At 68.0% G+C, this 18,360-nt stretch carries 18 protein-coding genes; 8 read left to right on the forward strand and 10 right to left on the reverse strand.

The features are described from left to right. Positions 1–60 precede the first annotated feature (60 nt). Together D9V34_RS14905 and ptsP are read left to right on the forward strand one after the other, a co-directional pair. Positions 61–330, forward strand: a complete 270-nt coding sequence (locus D9V34_RS14905; RefSeq protein WP_121689283.1) for an HPr family phosphocarrier protein — start codon at positions 61–63, stop codon at positions 328–330. Next, positions 327–2,036, forward strand: coding sequence for a phosphoenolpyruvate--protein phosphotransferase (ptsP, locus tag D9V34_RS14910; RefSeq protein WP_183091993.1), 1,710 nt, complete (start codon positions 327–329; stop codon positions 2,034–2,036). Before D9V34_RS14905 ends, ptsP begins: the two co-directional genes overlap by 4 nt. Before the next feature lie 58 nt (positions 2,037–2,094). Here ptsP and D9V34_RS14915 read toward each other — a convergent pair whose 3' ends face one another. Both D9V34_RS14915 and D9V34_RS14920 read right to left on the reverse strand, forming a co-directional pair. Continuing rightward, positions 2,095–2,679 (reverse strand): PH domain-containing protein, encoded by a 585-nt coding sequence (locus D9V34_RS14915; RefSeq protein WP_121689284.1) that lies wholly within the window; start codon positions 2,677–2,679, stop codon positions 2,095–2,097. 95 nt (positions 2,680–2,774) lie between these two features. Next, on the reverse strand, positions 2,775–3,587 hold the full coding sequence (locus D9V34_RS14920) for a biotin--[acetyl-CoA-carboxylase] ligase (protein ID WP_121689285.1): 813 nt from the start codon (positions 3,585–3,587) through the stop codon (positions 2,775–2,777). Positions 3,588–3,674: 87 nt separating this feature from the next. On the opposite strand from D9V34_RS14920, the gene D9V34_RS14925 reads away from it, so the two are divergent. Next, a complete protein-coding gene (locus tag D9V34_RS14925; protein ID WP_121689286.1) occupies positions 3,675–5,333 on the forward strand; it encodes an acyl-CoA carboxylase subunit beta in 1,659 nt (552 codons plus the stop codon). After that, positions 5,330–5,557, forward strand: coding sequence for an acyl-CoA carboxylase subunit epsilon (locus D9V34_RS14930; RefSeq protein ID WP_245992038.1), 228 nt, complete (start codon positions 5,330–5,332; stop codon positions 5,555–5,557). Before D9V34_RS14925 ends, D9V34_RS14930 begins: the two co-directional genes overlap by 4 nt. A gap of 363 nt (positions 5,558–5,920) precedes the next feature. Here the strand turns inward: D9V34_RS14930 and D9V34_RS14935 are convergent, their stop codons facing one another. From D9V34_RS14935 to D9V34_RS14950, 4 genes are read right to left on the reverse strand one after another with little or no spacing between them, the layout of a single operon-like run. Continuing rightward, positions 5,921–6,895: a hypothetical protein gene (locus tag D9V34_RS14935; RefSeq protein ID WP_121689287.1), complete on the reverse strand. Its 975-nt coding sequence runs from the start codon at positions 6,893–6,895 to the stop codon at positions 5,921–5,923. Then, positions 6,895–8,154: a sensor histidine kinase gene (locus tag D9V34_RS14940; protein WP_121689288.1), complete on the reverse strand. Its 1,260-nt coding sequence runs from the start codon at positions 8,152–8,154 to the stop codon at positions 6,895–6,897. The genes D9V34_RS14935 and D9V34_RS14940 overlap by 1 nt, the downstream gene beginning before the upstream one ends. Before the next feature lie 57 nt (positions 8,155–8,211). Continuing rightward, positions 8,212–8,871: a response regulator transcription factor gene (locus D9V34_RS14945; RefSeq protein ID WP_121689289.1), complete on the reverse strand. Its 660-nt coding sequence runs from the start codon at positions 8,869–8,871 to the stop codon at positions 8,212–8,214. Then, positions 8,871–10,142 carry a class I SAM-dependent RNA methyltransferase gene (locus tag D9V34_RS14950; RefSeq protein ID WP_121689290.1) on the reverse strand — a complete coding sequence of 424 codons (1,272 nt, stop codon included), beginning with the start codon at positions 10,140–10,142 and terminating at the stop codon, positions 8,871–8,873. The genes D9V34_RS14945 and D9V34_RS14950 overlap by 1 nt, the downstream gene beginning before the upstream one ends. Before the next feature lie 62 nt (positions 10,143–10,204). On the opposite strand from D9V34_RS14950, the gene D9V34_RS14955 reads away from it, so the two are divergent. The 3 genes from D9V34_RS14955 to D9V34_RS14965 all read left to right on the forward strand — a co-directional run bounded on the left by D9V34_RS14955 (position 10,205) and on the right by D9V34_RS14965 (position 13,222). Then, positions 10,205–10,867 (forward strand): Maf family protein, encoded by a 663-nt coding sequence (locus D9V34_RS14955; RefSeq protein ID WP_121689291.1) that lies wholly within the window; start codon positions 10,205–10,207, stop codon positions 10,865–10,867. 78 nt (positions 10,868–10,945) lie between these two features. After that, a complete protein-coding gene (locus D9V34_RS14960; RefSeq protein WP_121689292.1) occupies positions 10,946–12,718 on the forward strand; it encodes an acetyl/propionyl/methylcrotonyl-CoA carboxylase subunit alpha in 1,773 nt (590 codons plus the stop codon). A 231-nt stretch (positions 12,719–12,949) separates the two neighbouring features. Then, on the forward strand, positions 12,950–13,222 hold the full coding sequence (locus D9V34_RS14965) for a hypothetical protein (protein WP_147441706.1): 273 nt from the start codon (positions 12,950–12,952) through the stop codon (positions 13,220–13,222). 324 nt (positions 13,223–13,546) lie between these two features. On the opposite strand, the gene D9V34_RS14970 is transcribed toward D9V34_RS14965, so the two are convergent. Continuing rightward, positions 13,547–14,119 carry a TetR/AcrR family transcriptional regulator gene (locus tag D9V34_RS14970; protein WP_245992040.1) on the reverse strand — a complete coding sequence of 191 codons (573 nt, stop codon included), beginning with the start codon at positions 14,117–14,119 and terminating at the stop codon, positions 13,547–13,549. A gap of 182 nt (positions 14,120–14,301) precedes the next feature. Between D9V34_RS14970 and D9V34_RS14975 the strand changes: the two genes are divergently transcribed. After that, positions 14,302–15,885: an MFS transporter gene (locus tag D9V34_RS14975; RefSeq protein ID WP_220700605.1), complete on the forward strand. Its 1,584-nt coding sequence runs from the start codon at positions 14,302–14,304 to the stop codon at positions 15,883–15,885. A 290-nt stretch (positions 15,886–16,175) separates the two neighbouring features. On the opposite strand, the gene D9V34_RS14980 is transcribed toward D9V34_RS14975, so the two are convergent. The 3 genes from D9V34_RS14980 to D9V34_RS14990 all read right to left on the reverse strand — a co-directional run bounded on the left by D9V34_RS14980 (position 16,176) and on the right by D9V34_RS14990 (position 18,336). Further along, positions 16,176–16,358, reverse strand: a complete 183-nt coding sequence (locus D9V34_RS14980) for a hypothetical protein (protein ID WP_121689295.1) — start codon at positions 16,356–16,358, stop codon at positions 16,176–16,178. Positions 16,359–16,460: 102 nt separating this feature from the next. Then, the gene (locus tag D9V34_RS14985; RefSeq protein WP_030149032.1) at positions 16,461–16,763 is read right to left on the reverse strand and encodes a hypothetical protein; all 303 of its coding nucleotides are present in this window, start codon (positions 16,761–16,763) and stop codon (positions 16,461–16,463) included. A gap of 133 nt (positions 16,764–16,896) precedes the next feature. Next, positions 16,897–18,336 (reverse strand): NAD(P)H-quinone dehydrogenase, encoded by a 1,440-nt coding sequence (locus D9V34_RS14990; RefSeq protein ID WP_030149033.1) that lies wholly within the window; start codon positions 18,334–18,336, stop codon positions 16,897–16,899. Positions 18,337–18,360 lie beyond the last annotated feature (24 nt).

Below are 18,360 nucleotides of genomic sequence, written 5' to 3' on the forward strand. Positions count from 1 at the left end.
CACCCCTGTACGCCCGCTCCCGGGCGGGCTACCGTAGTCACAGTTATCAAAGGAGTCATCATGGCAACTCGTACCGCAACCATCGCCTCATCCATCGGCCTGCACTCGCGTCCGGCCGCCATCTTTGTGGAGGCCGTCGAGGACTCGGGCCTCGAGGTTGAGATCGGCCGCGTGGGCGAGCCCACCGTGGACGCCGGCAGCATCCTGGGCGTGATGGCCCTGGGTGCCCGCAACGGAGAGGTCGTCGAGCTCACCGCCGAGGGGCCGGACGCCGAAGCTGTCCTGGACCGTCTGGTTGAACTGCTGAACTCGGACCTGGACGCCGAGTGAGCACCGACGGCGTCGCCGACGGTTCCGCGGTAACCGAGGTGCGGCAGGGTGTGGGCGTGAGCCCGGGCTCGGCCTATGGCCCGGTGGTTCAGGTCGCGGCGCCGGTGCAGCCCCCGCAGAACGAGGAGGCTCCGGCGGATCCCGCCACGGCCTCCGAGGCGGCGATTGCCAGCTTCATGCACGTGGCCGAGGACCTCGAGGCTCGTTCGGCGCGGGCGGATGACACCGCCCGGGACGTGCTCAAGGCCACCGCGATGATCGCCCGCGACCGTGCCCTGCACCGCGCGGTGACCAAGCACCTGGGTGAGGGCAACGGACCGGCCACCGCGATCAACCTGGCCATCGACGAGTTCGCGGCCAAGTTTGAGGCCCTCGGCGGCTACTTCGCCGAGCGGGTCACCGACCTCCGCGACATCGGCTCGCGGGCGATGGCCCACGTGCTGGGTGTGCCCGCGCCGGGGGTACCGCCCTTTAGCGTGCCCAGCGTCATCCTGGCCGAGGATCTCGCTCCGGCCGAAACCGCGACGCTGGATCGCTCCCTGGTCCTGGGCATCGTGACCCGCGCCGGTGGACGCACCAGCCACACGGCAATTCTTGCCGCGCAGATGGGCATCCCCGCGGTGGTCCAGCTGCCCGGCGCGACCGAGATTCCTGCCGGAACCCCGATCTCCCTGGACGGGGACACCGGCGAGGTTGTGCTCAACCCCGACCCCGAGGTGGTGACCAACCAGCGTCTGCGCCGCGAGCGCCGTGCCGCCGCCCTGGCGGAGGTCTCCGGCCCCGGCAGCACCCAGGATGGGCATCCGATCGCCCTGCTGGCCAACATCGGTGGGGCGAAGGACGCCGAGCTGGCCGGCGCCGAGGACCTCGAGGGTGTGGGCCTGTTCCGCACCGAGTTTGTGTTCCTTTCGGCCGCCCATGCCCCGACCCTGGAGGAGCAGACCGCAATCTACAGCCGCGTCTTTGCGCCCTTCGATGGCCGCCGCGTGGTTGTGCGGACCCTGGATGCCGGGGCCGATAAGCCGCTGGCCTTCGCCAACCTGGGCGAGGAGGAGAACCCGGCGCTGGGACGCCGCGGTCTGCGTCTCTCGCAGGCGAAGCCCGAGCTGCTGGAAACCCAGCTGCAGGCGCTCGCCGCCGCGGCCCGGGCCACCGGTGCCGATGTGCGGGTGATGGCCCCGATGGTGGCCACCATCGCCGAGGCCCGCTGGTTTGCCGACCGGGTGCGCGCCAATGGGCTGCCCAAGGCCGGGGTCATGATCGAGGTGCCCGCGGCGGCGCTGCGTTCGGCGCAGGTGCTGGCCGAGGTCGACTTCGGGAGCCTGGGCACCAACGACCTGGCCCAGTACACGATGGCCGCCGACCGGATGGAGGGGGAACTCTCCGAGCTGCTGGATCCCTGGCAGCCGGGCGTGCTCGATGTGATCGCCGCCGCCGCGACCGGTGCGAAGCACGCGGGCAAGCCGCTGGGTGTCTGCGGGGAATCCGCCGGAGACCCGCTGCTGGCACTGGTGCTGGTTGGTCTCGGTGTCACCAGTCTGTCGATGGCCACCAGCAAGATTCGCGGGGTACGTCTGGCGCTGAAGACCCACACGCTGGAACACTGCGAGCGGCTGGCTGCCGCGGCCCTGGCGGCCGAGGATCCCGAGGGTGCCCGGGCGGCCGTCCGAGCCGCCGCGACCCCCGAGCTGGTCGCCCTGCTCTAGCCCATCACACACAACAGCGCACGCCCGCGGGCGTGCGCTGTTGTGTGTGCAGCAAAGACTAGAAGGCCCCGGATTCGCGCTGCGGGGAGAGCGAGGGCACAACCTGGTTGACCTCGATCAGGTGGTGCAGGGTGTCCACCACCTGGCGGGAGCCGGGCACCGACACCAGAACCAGCGGCCGGTCGGTGCCGGCGGTGAGCACGATCGTGGCCGAGCCGGAGAGCGCCTGAATCGGACCGCGTCGGGTGGCGATCTCGTAGCCGCGGCTGTGGAACACCTCGCGCCGCTCACGCACCAGGAAGCCGCGGTGCATGATGACCCGGCGGGTGGTGATCGTGCTGCGTCGGTTGAGCCAGACCAGGTAAGGCCAGAGCACCAGGAAGACAAACACGGCGATCGCACCGCCGACCACCATCCAGAACTCCGGGCCGGTGGGGAATCGGCTGATTCCAAACACCAGGGCCCCGGGCAGCGCAATAAAAATCAGCGCCGGCAGGATCAGGAAGCGTGCATGACGCCGCAGCCGGGCAACCACCCGCTCGGTGGGCACCACGCTGGGTGTCGGAAACACTGGGGCACCGGCGGGAGCTCCGAGGATCTGGGTGGCGTCCCCGGTCCCGGGGCCGCGGGTGAAATCGACCATGGTCCATTCCTATCAGCAAGCGCGCCCGGACGGTGGATGGCTCGGCCGAAACGGTGGGATTTGCGGCCGTTTCTCGGGCGCTGGTGGGAGGACCGCTAGTCCTGCGCGCGCAGGTGCGTGATGTCCCCGGCCGAGACCGTGGTGTGGGTGCCGGTGTCGGCATCCACGATCACGATGCGTCCGTCCGCGTCCAGCGCAAGCGCCCTGCCAAACTGGAACACCCCGCCCGGACGCTCCACCCGCACCGAGCGGCCCAGGGTATCCAGCCGCGCCTCGACCCGCGCCCGCAGACCCGAAGCCTCGGCATCGCCCCCGGCTGCCACCAGGGCCTCGTAGAGCTCGATGAACACCCCCAGGTACTCGGCCAGCAGGGCGTCGGGGTCAGGATCCGCACCGAGCACCGCGAGCGAGGTTGCGGTGTCCACCGGAAGCTGGGCGGCGCTCATCGCCGTGTTGATCCCGGTCCCGATCACCACCGATCCGTCGGCTGAGATCTCGGCCAGCACCCCGCAGATCTTCTTGCCGGCCACCAGCACATCATTGGGCCACTTGACCCGGGCATCAGGGGCGGCACCGGCCGCGCTCAGCCGGGCGTTAATCGCCTCGGCCATCGCGGTACCGGCCAGCAGCGAGAGCCACCCGTAGCTCTCCATCGGCAGCTTTCCGGCCGGACGCACCAGCAGCGAGATCGCCAGGCCGCTGCCCGAGGGGGAGGTCCAGACCCGGTCCAGGCGTCCGCGGCCGGCCACCTGGGTATCGGTCAACAGCACGCTCAGATGAGGCCAGCCCGCGGTGTCGGCGGTGGCCAGGGCCAGCAGATCGGCGTTGGTCGAGCCGGATTCGCTCAGCCAGCGCAGGCGCTGGGCGAGGGCACGGGAGCGGGTCAGCGAGGGCGCGTCTTCGGTCATTCCCCCAGAATACGGCCTGGGGATCCCCACCATCGTTCGCCCACTGAGCTTTCCCACAACGAAACACGATTCACACTGTAGGAACCGATGAACCCGCCAGATGGGGGTGGTCGAGATAGAGTAAACCGTGTGACTGAATCTTTAGCCCAGCCGAACCCCGCCGACGGCGCGGACCTCTTTACCACCGCCGGTCGTATCGCCGACCTCAAGCGTCGCTATGACGAGGCCGTAACCGCGCCCAGTGCCGCGGCCGAGGCCAAGCAGCACGCCAAGGGCAAGCAGACCGCGCGCGAGCGCATCGAACAGCTGCTCGACCCGGGCAGCTTCGTGGAACTGGACGAGTTTGTGCGCCACCGCACCACCGCGTTCGGCATGGACCGTTCGCGTCCCTACGGTGACGCGGTTGTCACCGGAACCGGCACCATCCACGGTCGCCAGGTGGCCGTGTACTCGCAGGACTTCACCGTCTTTGGTGGCTCACTCGGCGAGGTTGCCGGTGAGAAGATCATCAAGGTCATGGACCTGGCCCTGAAGACCGGCGTGCCGATCCTCGGTATCCTCGACTCCGGCGGCGCCCGCATCCAGGAGGGTGTGGTGGCCCTCGGCAAGTACGGCGAGATCTTCCGCCGTAACACCGCCGCCTCGGGTGTGATCCCGCAGATCTCGATCATCATGGGCCCGGCCGCCGGCGGTGCCGTGTACTCCCCCGCGCTGACCGACTTCGTGATCATGGTTGACAAGACCAGCCAGATGTTCGTGACCGGCCCCGACGTCATCAAGACCGTCACCGGCGAGGACGTGGGCATGGAGGAGCTCGGTGGCGCGCTGACCCACAACACCCGTTCGGGTGTCGCGCACTACCTGGCCGAGGACGAGTCTGACGCGCTGGATTACGCGCGCTCGCTGGTCTCCTACCTGCCGGATAACAACCTGGCCGAGCTGCCCGAGTACCCCACCGAGGTGGACCTGGAAACCAGCGATTCGGACCGCAAGCTCAACGTCCTGATCCCCGACTCCCCCAACCAGCCCTATGACGTCAAGACCGTCATCGAGCACGTGGTGGATGGGGGCGAGTTCCTCGAGGTGCAGCCGCTGTTCGCCCCGAACATCGTGATCGGTTTCGCCCGCGTCGAGGGACGCCCGGTGGGTATCGTCGCCAACCAGCCGCAGGCGATGGCCGGCACCCTGAACATCGAGGCCGGCGAGAAGGCCAGCCGCTTCGTGCGCTTCTGTGACGCATTCTCGATCCCGATCCTGACCCTGGTGGATGTCCCCGGCTACCTGCCCGGTACCGACCAGGAGTGGACCGGCGTAATCCGCCGCGGCGCCAAGCTGCTCTACGCATACGCCGAGGCCACCGTGCCCCTGGTCACCGTGATCCTGCGCAAGGCCTACGGCGGCGCGTACATCGTGATGGGTTCCAAGCAGCTCGGTGCCGACATCAACCTGGCCTGGCCCACCGCCGAGATCGCCGTGATGGGTGGTCAGGGCGCGGTCAACATCCTCTACCGCGGTGAGATTAAGCGGGCCGAGGAGGCCGGCGAGGACGTGGCCGCCGTGCGCACCAAGCTGGCCAACGAGTACACCTACAACGTGGCCAGCCCGTTCCTCGCCGCCGAGCGTGGCGAGCTGGACGGCGTGATTGAGCCCGCGGCCACCCGCGTCGCGGTCATCAAGGCCCTGCGCTCGCTCAAGACCAAGCGTGCGAGCCTGCCGCCCAAGAAGCACGGAAACATCCCGCTGTGACCGAGGCAAACATGCCCGCCCCCGCGATGCGCTTCATGCGCGGTGAGCCCACCGAGGAGGAGATCGCCGCGGTGTCGGCGGTGCTGACCCTGGTGCTGGCCGAAGAGGGTGCCCGCGCCGAACGCAGCGAGCCGGCAAACGTGTCGGCCTGGACGCGATCGCAGCGCGCGATTCGCCCGGTGGTCCAGCCCGGTGCCGGACGTTGGCGCGGATTCAGCGGATAATCACGGTATTTCACATCACGGCGGCCCATGCACCTGCATAGGGCCGCCGTTTTGTCGCATGACACGCCCGGAAGGCCTGAAAGAATCACGGTTCGGATCAGCGCAAACGTTTGCACTTTGGTCAATACTGTCGTTTCGCTTGGACGCGCCGGGGGTTTTCGACCAGAATAGACAACGGATACACGGTGTTTACGCCGTGCATCTACCAAGACACTCGTTCTAGGGTAAGAACAACGTCTTGGGGGGAGGATGGAGAGACTATTCGGGTTAGTCTCTTCAACCGGAACGGCCGGGGTTGTTTTTACAAACAATCCCGGCCGATTTCTTTTAACCGATGCGGCCCGCTCTGCGGAAAAACCAGGGTTAGAGGTTGCGCGGAATCAGCGTGCGGAACTTCAGCTCGTCCTCGCCGTCGGCCCCGGGACCGATGCCCACGATGGTCACCGCGATGTCGCCGGTGCCGCTGCGCACCACCACGCGCCCGCGCTCGAGCTGTCCGAGCGAGAGCACGATCCGGTCGGCGATCTGCTCGCGACGGTGCGTGGGCAGTCCCAGCAGGCCATCCTCATCCAACAGGTCCACCCGGATGCCGCGTCTGCGGGCGTCCAGGGCCGCCAGACGGACCGGATCACTCAGCAGGCCGCGGCCACGGATTTCGTCCCGCAGACCGGCCTCCAGCACCTCGGACTCGCGGCGCTGAGCCATCGAAAGGTTACCCTCGGACTCCACGATCGCGCGCAGCATCGGGGCCGCGCGTAGCTGGGTCTGTCGCAGACGGTGTAGCCGGACCTCCCGGTAGGCGTCCTGCCCGGCCCGCAGCAGCGCGGTTTCCCGGCTGGCCTGCATCAGGCGGGCGTTATCGCGGCCCAGCCGGTTCATCGCGTGGGTGAGCAGGCTCGCGGCCACCATCCAGACGATCGACCCGGGCAGGCCGATCCCCAGCGCGCCCAGCGGTCCCGCCCAGGCCATTGAGATGCCGATCAGCACCAGCGTGCCCGCCCAGGCGGTAATTTCGCGGCCGCGCACCAGCGTGATCACCATCAGGGTTCCGATGCCGGCGATGGGCCAGGTGGCGTAGCCGTTGGGGACGGTGGGATCCAACGGTGGGATCACCAGCAGCAGCACGACCGCCGAAACCACCACGTTGACGATCGCGACCGCGCGCGGCAGGGGCCGCCCGCCGGGCCAGGCCAGGCTGAGCGCCGAGGCTGCCCAGTAGAGCGCGATGGCCAGCAGGACCGGATCGGCCTCGGGGTTGTGATCCAGATGGGTGAGTCCGAGGACGCCGTGGAGCGCCGAGAAGACGGCCGCCAGGATGAGCAGTGGTACCCGACGCACTAGTTGGTTCCTCCCTGCGGTGCCCAGGAGAGAACCACCCGGGTCCCGCGATCCGGGGCTGAGAGGATGCGAACCTCGCCCCCGACCGACTCCACTCGGCCCCGGATCGACACCCGAACGCCCAGGCGGCCCGGCGCAATCTGGTCGGGTCGGAATCCGCGTCCACGGTCGATGATCTCCAGCACCAGGCTGCCCGGTGCCGGGGCTCGCATGGTCAGCTGACGCGGGACCTCGGCGTCCCCGGCATGCTGCACGCTGTTGGTGAGGGCCTGGGTGGCCGCCTGAATCAGGGCGTGGGCCACATCCGCGGGCAGGGCACCCTCCATCTGGCCGTAGCGCTGGACCAGGATCGGCACGTCGAGGGTGGCCACGGTATCGGTCAGGCGTTCCTGGACCACCGCAAGGGCCATCCGCTCCTCGCTCGGGGCGGCCAGGGCCACCGCGGTGGTCAGGCGCACGATCGCCTCATCGGCCATATCCCGGGCGATGTGCTGCTGCTGTTCGGTATTGGCGTGTACGGCGGCGCTCAGGCTGGCCAGCACGGTGTCGTGCACCAGCGCATCCACCTCGGCGCGCTCGAGCTCCTGGGCAGCGCGCTCGACGGTGCCGCTGTACTTTTCCAGGGCGAGCCGGGCGGTGGTATCCACCTGGCTCACGGCCGAGCGGAACAGGTCCACCAGGATTACCACCAGGGTGCCCAGGGTGAGCGAGAAGATCGCGTCCATCATCGGCTCGCGGGCCCCGATCACAAACCCCTCGTGGACCACCCCGCTGATTCCTACCAGCACGGCGATCAACGCGGTGTAGCACAGCGCGATCGTGCGCCCGAAGGCCTGCGCGACACACGCGCTGGCCACGGTGCAGAGGTACCAGATCCAGGAGGGCTGGACCAGCGGGTCCGGCACAAAGCGCACCCACAGCAGGACCGCGAGGAGGTAGCACACCACAAAGAGGATGCTGGCCCGCCGCTGCAGCCAGGGCCACGGGGTGGCCAGGACCACGAGCACCAGCGGCACCAGCTCTAGCGAGGCGACCGAGTAGCCGATCAGTTGCGGGCCGAGGCGTCCCATCCCATCGGAGAGGATCCCGGAGAGGGCCAGCAGGCCATAGAGCAGCCCGCTCGCGCCGATACAGATCGCGATCCAGCGCTCCACCCGGACCGCGCCGAGCGAGCTCACCGCGGCAATCGAGTTCAGCTCCCGACCGAGCCGGGTATTCTGCTCGGTTTCCTGGGCACTCTGTCCGGGCAGGCTCACCATGCGTGGATTTCCGTGCGGGTTTCTGCACGCACTTCTGCGGGGTGCGGGCGACGGGCGCTAGCCGATGGGGTCACCGGGACCTCCGGGAATGTCTTCCAGGATGCCATCCTCAACCGCACGCCGCAGCAGCTCCAGCTTGGTGCGTGCCGGACGGCCCACCTCCACATACTTCCCGCGAATGCGGTTCAGATATTCCTTCACGGTCGAGGGGGCGATGCCCAACTCGATCGCCACATCCTTGAGTGGCAAACCCGAGGCGTACAGGCTCAGCACGTCGCGCTCGCGCGGTCCGAGCTGCGCCACCGCAAACTGCCGGTCGGCCTCGATCGCGCTGGCCCACTCCAGGTTGGTCAGCGGGCCGCCGCCGGCGACGGTTTCGATCGCCGCCACCACATCGTGGGCGGGAGAGGACTTGGGGATGACCCCGGCGGCACCGGCGGCCAGGGCCTCACGGACCAGGCCCACCCGGTCGGCGATGCTGTGGATCAGCACGGCCGCGCCATCTCGGGAGACCGCGCGCACGTTCTCGGCCACGCTGGATCCGTCCCCCAGCGAGAGATCCAGCACCACGACGTCCACCGGCACTCGGATCTCCAGGAACTCGGCGACCCCGGCGGTACTGGACACGATGCGGTGACCGGCAGCCGCGCACACGGCCTGCAGGCCGAGCCGTACCGACTCGTGATCGTCGATCACGGCAATGCGTACGGCACTCATCAGCGCCGCCCGGTCCGCACCAGCGAGGCCACGGCCTCGACGTGGTGGGTGTGCGGGAACAGGTCAAACCCATTAACCCCGGTGAGGGTGTACCCCGAGGCGGTGAGCTGGCCGAGGTCGCGGGCCAGGGCCACCGGGTCGCAGGCCACGTAGATGATCTGGGCCGGGTCGAGCTCCACCAGCTGCTCGATCACGCGCTTGCCGGCGCCCGAGCGGGGCGGGTCCAGGACCACGGTGCCGGCGGCCAGGCGCGCACGCTCGGCCGATCCGGCGCTCTCGAACAGGCCGCTCAGGTAGGCATCCACCCGGGCGGTCTGGGCGCTGGCCCCGATCCACTCGGCGAGGTTCTCCCCCGCGTGTACGGTTGCCCGCTCGCTGGATTCCACGCTGGTGATCCGGGTGCCCGCACCGAAGCGGTCGCCCACGGCGGCGGCCAGCAGGCCCACGCCACCGTAGAGATCGAGGTTACCGGCAGCGGGATCGAAGTAGTCGGCGTCGATCGCATCCTGCACGGCGGTGGTCAGGACCTGGGCGGCACCGTGGTGCACCTGCCAGAAGCCGTTTTCGGCCAGGCGGAACTCGCGTCCACCCACGGTCTCGATGATGGTCGGGGCATTCGCCGGGGCCACCGGGGCACGACCGCGGCGGCGCACCTGCTCGCGCAGGTTCACCCGGGTCTCGCCACCCGAGGTGTGCAGAATATCGATCGAGGCGGTCCCCGCGGGGACGCCGTGACGCGGCATGGCCTCGGCGATGGCCGCGTGGGCCAGCGGCAGGTCGTCTACCTCGATTACGCTGTGGGTGCCGGACGCATAGGGACCAACCCGGCCGTCGCCGTCCACCTGGAGGCTCACGCGGGTACGCCAGCCCAGGCCGCCGGCCTCGTCATCGCCGGGGACCGCGGAGACGGTCACCGGCAGCTCGATGCCACCAAACCGGGCCAGGGCCTCGGTCACCACGGTTTCCTTGAGGCTGCGCTGGTGGGCCAGGTCGATGTGTCCAAACTCGGCACCACCGGCACGCTGCGCGGGGTCGCGGCTGATGCTCGCCGCCGACCACACGTGCTCACGACGGTGTTCGGAGGGCTCCAGAACCTCGAGGGTATCGGCCTCCCAGAAGCTGGACTTCTGACGACGGACCCGGGCGCGCACGCGCTCGCCGGGGATCGCGTCGGTAACAAAGACCACGCGGCCCTCATGTCGGGCGATAAAGACACCACCGTGGGCTACGTTGGTTACATCAAGTTCGAGGATCTGGGGGTCGGATTGCACACTCACACTCCGAGCTTCCCACGTTTTCCCCGCCGCGACCTACTTTTGTGCCAAGGAACGTCATGACCCTGTACCTCGCCTCCACCTCTCCCGCCCGCCTGATGCTGCTGCGTTCGGCGGGGATCGAGCCCGTGATTGTGCACTCTCACGTGGATGAACCGGCCACCGTCGCCGCGGCCGAGGCGGTCTCCGGTCCGCTCGCTACCCCAGATATGGTGGCGTTGCTGGGCCGGGCGAAGGCCGAGGCGGTTACCCGCGATGCCGACGGGCACCCGCTGGATGGTTTTGTCCTCGGCGGCGACAGCTCGTTTGAGCTGGACGGTGTCTCCCAGGGCAAGCCGCATACGCCCGAGCGCGCCACCGCGCGCTGGGAGGCGCAGCGCGGCCGCACCGGCACGCTGTACTCGGGACACTGGCTGATCGACTACCGCGGTGGGGTCCCGCGCGCCGCCACCGGCGGGGTAGCTCGGGCCACGGTCACCTTCGCCGACAACATCACCGATGCCGAGATCGCCGCATATGTGGCCTCGGGCGAACCACTGTGGGTGGCCGGCGCGTTCACCCTGGACAGTTTGGCGGGCGCCTTTATCTCCGAAATTTCGGGACACCCGTCAACCGTTATTGGCCTTTCCCTCCCGCTTTTGCGTGATTCTTTCGCGGAATTAGGCGTGTCATGGACCGATCTGTGGAACCGGCCGGGGGCTCTCGGCCCGGCGGAACTGTAGGGTTTCACGCAATCCGATTCACTTTTTTGTGAGAGTCCACCAAAGCCCGAGGCCAAAGGCATCGTAGGCTAGGGGACTGTGCCCCGTATTACTAAAGTTCTTATCGCCAATCGTGGCGAAATCGCCGTCCGTGTAATTCGTGCTGCCCGCGACTCGGGAATCGGTTCGGTTGCCGTCTATGCCGACCAGGACCGCGACGCCCTCCACGTGCGCCTCGCCGATGAGGCCTACGCCCTCGGCGGCAGCACCAGCGCCGAGACCTACCTCGTCATCGACAAGCTGCTCTCGGTCGCCCGCCGCTCCGGCGCGGACGCCGTGCACCCCGGCTACGGCTTCCTGGCCGAGAACGCCGACTTCGCCCGCGCCGTGATCGGTGCCGGCCTCACCTGGATCGGCCCGAGCCCCGACGCGATCGAGCTGCTGGGCGACAAGGTTTCCGCCCGTCACGTGGCCGAGAAGGTGGGCGCACCGCTCGCCCCCGGAACCCTCAACCCGGTCTCCGGTGCCGACGAGGTCCTGGCCTTCGTGGATGAGTTTGGCCTGCCGGTCGCGATCAAGGCCGCCTTCGGTGGCGGTGGACGCGGCCTCAAGGTGGCCCGCACCCGCGAGGAGGTGCCGGAGATGTTTGACTCGGCCACCCGCGAGGCCGTGGCCGCATTCGGCCGTGGCGAGTGCTTCGTGGAGAAGTACCTCGACCAGCCGCGTCACGTCGAGACCCAGTGCCTCGCCGACGCCGAGGGCAACGTGGTGGTCATCTCGACCCGCGACTGCTCGCTGCAGCGTCGCCACCAGAAGCTGGTGGAGGAGGCTCCGGCCCCGTTCCTCACTGATGAGCAGAACGAGCTGCTGTATGCCGCCTCCAAGGCCATCCTCAAGGAGGTTGGCTACCAGGGTGCCGGTACCTGCGAGTTCCTGATCGGCAAGGACGGCACCGTGTCCTTCCTCGAGGTCAACACCCGCCTGCAGGTGGAGCACCCGGTGTCCGAAGAGGTCACCGGTATCGACCTGGTGCGCGAGCAGTTCCGCATCGCCGAGGGTGGCCTGCTGGACTATGAGGATCCCAAGCCCGAGGGTCACTCGTTCGAGTTCCGCATCAACGGCGAGGACCCGGGTCGTGGCTTCCTGCCGCAGCCCGGCCCGATCCACGTGTTCAAGACCTTCGGTGGCCCCGGCATTCGCCTGGACTCCGGCGTGACCGCCGGGGACGAGATCTCCGGTGCCTTCGACTCGCTGATCGGCAAGATCATCGTGACCGGCAAGACCCGCCAGGAGGCGCTCGAGCGTTCGCGCCGTGCCCTGGACGAGTTCGAGGTTGCCGGTCTGCCGACCGTGCTGCCCTTCCACCGCAAGATCGTCCGCGATCCAGCCTTCGTGGGTGCCGACGGCACCTTCGGGATCTACACCCGCTGGATCGAGACCGAGTTCGTGAACGACATCGAGCCCTGGGATGGCGAGCCGCAGGCACTGGGTGCTCCCGCCGGCCGCAACACCGTGGTGGTCGAGGTTTCCGGCAAGCGTCTCGAGGTCAGCCTGCCCGACTCGGTCCTGCCCGCGCAGAACTCCGGTGCCCGCAAGCTCGCGACCCCGCCCGCCCGCCGCGGTGCCGGTTCGAGCTCGGGCGCCCGCGCCACCGGCGACTCGGTGGCGTCCCCGATGCAGGCCACGATCGTCAAGGTCGCGGTTGAGGAGGGCCAGAAGGTTGTTAAGGGCGACCTGGTGCTTGTACTCGAAGCGATGAAGATGGAGCAGCCGATCACCGCCCACAAGGACGGCGTCGTCAGCGCGATCAGCGCCCCGGTTGGCGAAACCGTCTCGGCCGGTCACGTCCTGCTGAACATCCTCGACGCGTAACCACACACACAGCGCAGCGCCCCGGCCGGGTTTCCTCGGCTGGGGCGCTGTGCTGTGTAGGGGCTGCGTCGCGTGGGCTGAGTCGCAAGTGCCCACACCGTGAGTGGGCACAGCCACGCGTGGCTTTCGCGCGCGTGGCTTCCGCACGTGACTTTCGCTCGCGTGGGCAAAATCCCGCCCCGGCCGCGCGGCGACGCACCTGCACGTCGCAGTCTCGCCATACTGGTCACCGTGGAAATCAAACGGGGACACATCACGGCGCTGGTGCTTGGCGCAATTATCGCGATCGCGCTGGTGGTGTTGGTGATCCTCGGGTTTGGACTGGCGAATTTGCCCGGTTCGGCGCTCGCTTGCGCAGGCGACGTGGTCTCAACAGACCTGTGTGAGCCGGCCAAGCTCGGCCGCACCATCTTTGGTGGTTTGATCGCCGCCGGCGCACTGATCGCGCTGGCGATCGTGGCCGTGGGCGCGGGCACGCTCGTGCTGCGCCGGAACGCGCGTTAGCAAGCCAGCAAGCCAGCAAGCCAGCAAGCCAGCAAGCCAGCAAGCCCACGATACCGACCGCTATCGGCTCTCCAGACGCATGCCCTTTGTGAGCACGGCCCGTTTTGACCTGTAATTGACGTGTCAAAATGCCCCCACCCCCAAAGGCAGTGTGTCCCGAGAACCGCATCTCGCTACTTCATCGTGCCGGACGGCGCACTCGCCCTGAGCCCGGACGCGGCGTGCGGGGGCAGGCGCGAATCGGGGCAGAACGGGCGCGGTTGGGGCAGCCAGTGCAGTGCGGTTCGGGTAGCAGTGCGGTTTGGGCAGCCAGCGTTCGGAGAGCTAGGGGCGGGTCGTACGGATGCCGTCGAAAGCGAAGCCGAGCACACGCTCGCCCTGCTCCTCGGTCTCGTAGGCGACACCGGCGACGCCAACCACCAGACGGATCACATCGGCGATCTCCACGTCCGGACGCACAAGGCCCGCGGTCTGGGCATTTTCCAGCAGGGGCTCGCCCGCCGCGTACATCGCGGTCCGGCAGCACAGCATGGTTTCCGAGCCGCGGTTCAGGCCGTCTAGCAGCGCACGCTTGGTGGCCAGGAACGGGATGAACTCGCGCAGCCAGGCTTCGAAGGCGTCCCACTCGCTGCCGCCGTCCTCGAGGTGCTCATCGGCCTTGCGGCACAGCACCAGCACCTCGGACGCATAGACGCGCTCGATCAGATCCTCGCGGGTGGGGAAGTTGCGGTATAGCGTCCCGATGCCCACGCCCGCGCGGCGCGCGACCTCCTCCAGGGAGGCGGTGATGCCCTCCTCACGGAAGACCACCTTCGCGGTCTCGATCAGCGCGTCGTAGTTGCGGGCCGCATCGGCGCGGTGGGGTCGGCTGGTTTCAACCAGGGTCTCGAGTTCCACCAAATTTCCTTCCAACACTTGCAAACCGGAGGAACCCTCCGGTAATCTAAGAGCATGCCTCCGGTAATCCAGGAGGACGCCTCCACTTTACTCCTCGTGCAGGCCATAATCTACCCTTCGGCACGACACTCCGACTCACCCAGCAGCCCGAGCGTTCGAGTCGTTTCTGAAAGGTTCCCACCGTGTCGACTACGATTCGACGTCCACTCACGCTCATCTTCCTGATCCTCGCCATCGCCTCCGCGGCCATGTCGATGCTTCAGTCGCTGCTGAACCCCGCGCTCCCGCTGATCCAGCAGGAACTCCACACCACCCAGACCGCGACCACGTGGATCCTCACCGCCTGGGCCCTCTCGGCCGCGGCCAGCACCCCGCTGGTAGGCCGGATGGGTGACCTGTTTGGCAAGAAGCGCACCATCCTCTTCGCCCTCGGCGCGATCGTTGCCGGAAGCATCCTGGCCACCTTCGCCCCGAGCATCGGACTGTTGCTGGCCGGCCGCGTGCTCCAGGGCCTCGGCGGTGCGGTCTTCCCGCTGGCCTTCGGTCTGATCCGCGAAAACTTCCCCGCCGCCCGGGTGGCCGGTGCCGTCGGCATCATGTCCTCGGTGATCGCCGTGGGTGGTGGCCTGGGCAGCGTGCTCGCCGGTCCGATCGTCGACGCGCTGGGCTGGCGCGCGCTGTTCTGGCTGCCCGCCGCCGTGGTGGCGATCGTGGCCATCGGTGCCGCGTTTGTCCTGCCCGAGTCCGAATCTCGTCCCGGCGGACGCCTGCGCCCGCTCGGTGCGGTACTGCTGGCCGGGTGGCTGGTCGCCCTGCTGCTGCCGCTGTCCAACGGCTCGCGCTGGGGATGGGCCTCGCCGCTCACCATCGGCCTGTTTGCCCTGGCCGCTTTGCTGATGCTGGTGTGGATCCGCGTGGAGGCCACCTCCCCCACCCCGATCGTCGACATGAAGATGATGCGTCTGCCCGCCGTATGGACCACCAACCTGGTGGCCTTCCTGTTTGGCGCCGGCATGTTCGCGATGATCACCTTCGTCCCACAGTACGTCCAGACCAGCCCCGCCCAGGGCTACGGCTTCGGGGCCTCGGTCACCCTGGCCGGCCTGGTCATCCTGCCGATGACCGTGGGTATGGCGGTCGGTGGTGCCTTTAGCGCCCCGCTGACCCGACTGCTCGGCTACCGCATCCAGCTGATGACCGCGAGCGCGATGGGCGCGATCGGTTCCGCCCTGATCGTGATTGAACACTTCGCGCTGTGGCAGATCGCCCTGGCCTGTGGCATCTACGGCCTGGGGCTCGGGATCGCCTACGCCGCGCTCACCAACGTGATCGTGAACGCGGTTCCCGCCCACCAGACCGGCGTTGCCACCGGCATGAACACCAACATTCGCACCGTGGGTGGAGCCGTGGGTACCGCGATCTTCGGGGCGATTGTCACCTCGACCGCGGGCATGGCCGGACTGCCCACCGCCGCGGGCTACACCGGGGCGTTTGTCTTCATCACGATCACCGGGATCGCCGCCACCGCGGCCGCCGCGCTGATTCCCGGCCGCCGTCCCGCTCGGGACGCCTCCGATCCCAAGACCACGGTCGAAACCGCGGCCCCCTCCCACGCCGAAGCCCTGGAAGCCGAGGCCTCGGTGGTCATCGCCGCGGCCGGCGCCGCCCTTCCCGCCGACGAAATCCCCACCGACCGAAATCCCGCTGGCCTCGAGGCCGACCTCGATGCCGCCCCCACACTCCGCGACGGTATCTCCGCGCGGTAACCCGGGCCGATTCTGGCCCACACTCGATTCCGAAGGGAGCATCTACACACGATGATCACAACAGCCCTCCGCCTAGGCGAGGCCGTTCGCGGCCTCTGGAACGACATGCGCGACTCGGCCTATCTGCGCCGCGCACTCCGCGAAACCGATTCCCCGATGGAATCCGCGGACGACTCGGTACCCCTTAAACCGGGCACTCTCTGCATCGCATAACGGATAAACGCGCCCCATGAGCGCGGCCCGTGCACCCACGAAGGCCCGGATCCCCCAGGATCCGGGCCTTCGTTTTTCTAGTTGTCTTGGTTGGATACGGGTTCGTGTGCGTCCGGATCATCCACGTGGGTGGCCGCCCCAAATACGGTGGCACCGCCCTCATCGGTCCAGTCGTTGCCCGTCTCATCGCTATGTGCCGGATCCGATACGTGATCGTGATCGGCGGGTGTTCCGTTGGTGCCCTCGGTCTGTGCGTTCATAACACTCCTCTCGCGGTTCACTGCCCCGGATCCCAAGCGGCAGGGCCCGAGGTTTGTCCCGACACCCTACCGCGCCCGGGCATCGATTGCGAGCCCCGGCTGCTACGGATGCGGCCCAACCCCGAGCACGGTGATCTCCCCCTCCCCCGGCCCATAGCGCCACAGCAGTCGCCAGGCCGAGGGGGTGTGGTGCTCAACGTAGGACCCAAACACCCCGACCCCGTCCTCATCGTTGACAGCCACGTGTTTATGGCTGCGCAGCGAGGGATACAGCGGGTCGTTGGCGAGCTTCTCCAGGGCGAGCTCAACCCGGCGACGCTTCTTGCGCATGGATGGACTGCCGCGCAGGTCCTCCAGGGCGCGCCGGCATCCCTCGGAGTATCGGAGTTCAAATTTCTGGGCCATCGGGGCCTCCTCACACTGGTGTGAGAAAAGCGTGCGCCGCCACAATGGGTAAAACCGGTATGGCGAGAAGATCCCCGAAAAACAGCGGGTCCCGCCCGCGGACAACGCGGACGGGACCCCATAAAACCCGAGACTAGCCGACGCGGTGCATCGCCTTAGCCGCATCGGTGATCGAGCCCACCAGCGACGGATACACGGCAAAGGCCGCCGCCACCTGGTCCACCGTCAGGCGGTGCTCCACGGCCAGCGCGAGCGGGAAGACCAGCTCGGAGGCCTTGGGAGCCACGATCACGCCACCCAGCACGGCACCGGAACCGACACTGGCAAACAGCTTCACGAAGCCGTCCTTGATGCCCATCATCTTGGCGCGCGGGTTGTGGGCCAGCGGCAGCTTATAGATTTCGCCGCGGACCTTGCCGTCTTCGATCTCCTTCTGGCTCCAGCCGACGGTTGCGATCTCCGGCTGGGTGAAGACGTTGGCGGCCACGTTGCGCAGCTCGATCGGGTTCACCGCATCGCCCTGGGAGTGGTAGATCGCCGTGCGCCCCTGCATCGAGGCCACCGAGGCCAGCGGCAGGAACGTGGTGCAGTCACCGGCGGCGTAGATGTTAGGGACCGAGGTGCGGGCGACCTTGTTGACACGAATGTGACCAGACTCGGTCATCAGCACACCTGCCTCCTCGAGGCCGATGCCCGCGGTGTTCGGGATCGAACCCACGGCGATCAGCGCGTGCGAGCCGGACACCGTGCGACCGTCGGACAGGGTAGCCAGCACGCCGTCACCGTCGCGCACCACCGAGTCGGCGCGGGACTTATTCAGCACTGTCATGCCGCCGCGCTTGAAGACCTTCTCGATCACCGCGGCGGCGTCGGCATCCTCGCCGGGCAGCACCTGGTCGCGGCTGGAGATCAGGGTCACGGTCGAGCCCAGGGCGCGGTAGGCCGAGGCGAACTCGGCGCCGGTCACGCCGGACCCGACCACGATCAGGTGCTCGGGCACGGTCTTGAGGTTGTAGAGCTGCGTCCAGGTCAGGATGCGCTCACCGTCGGGCTTGGCGGTGTCCAGGATGCGGGGGCTCGCGCCCACCGAGACGACGATGGTGTCCGCTTCGATCCGGTCGAAGTCGGCACCGGTGCCGCCGGATTCGGTCGAGGCGATCACGGCGTCGCGTCCATCCAGGCGTCCGTGTCCGTCGATGATGGTCACGCCGGCCTCGACCAGCGACTGACGCATGTCCTCGGACTGCGCGTGCGCCATGCTCAGCAGGCGCTTATTCACCGCGCCCAGGTTGACGGCCACCTCGGGCTGAATCGGCTTGCCGGTGTTCTCATCCTGCGCATAAAAACGGACCCCGAGATCACTCGCGGTCCGAATGGCGGTGGTTGCCTCGGCGGTGGCAATCAGCGATTTGGAGGGGACAACATCGGAGATGACGGCGGATCCGCCGACCCCGATCCGTTCGATCAGGGTCACCTCCGCGCCGAGCTGTGCGCCGGCCAGGGCTGCCTCGTAGCCGCCCGGGCCGCCACCGATTACCGCAATCTTTTGGGTGCGTTCAAAGTCGTAGACCATGACCTCCATTCTTGCAGGCTTATC

This window comes from Mycetocola lacteus (assembly GCF_003667575.1).
Lineage (GTDB): Bacteria > Actinomycetota > Actinomycetes > Actinomycetales > Microbacteriaceae > Mycetocola > Mycetocola lacteus.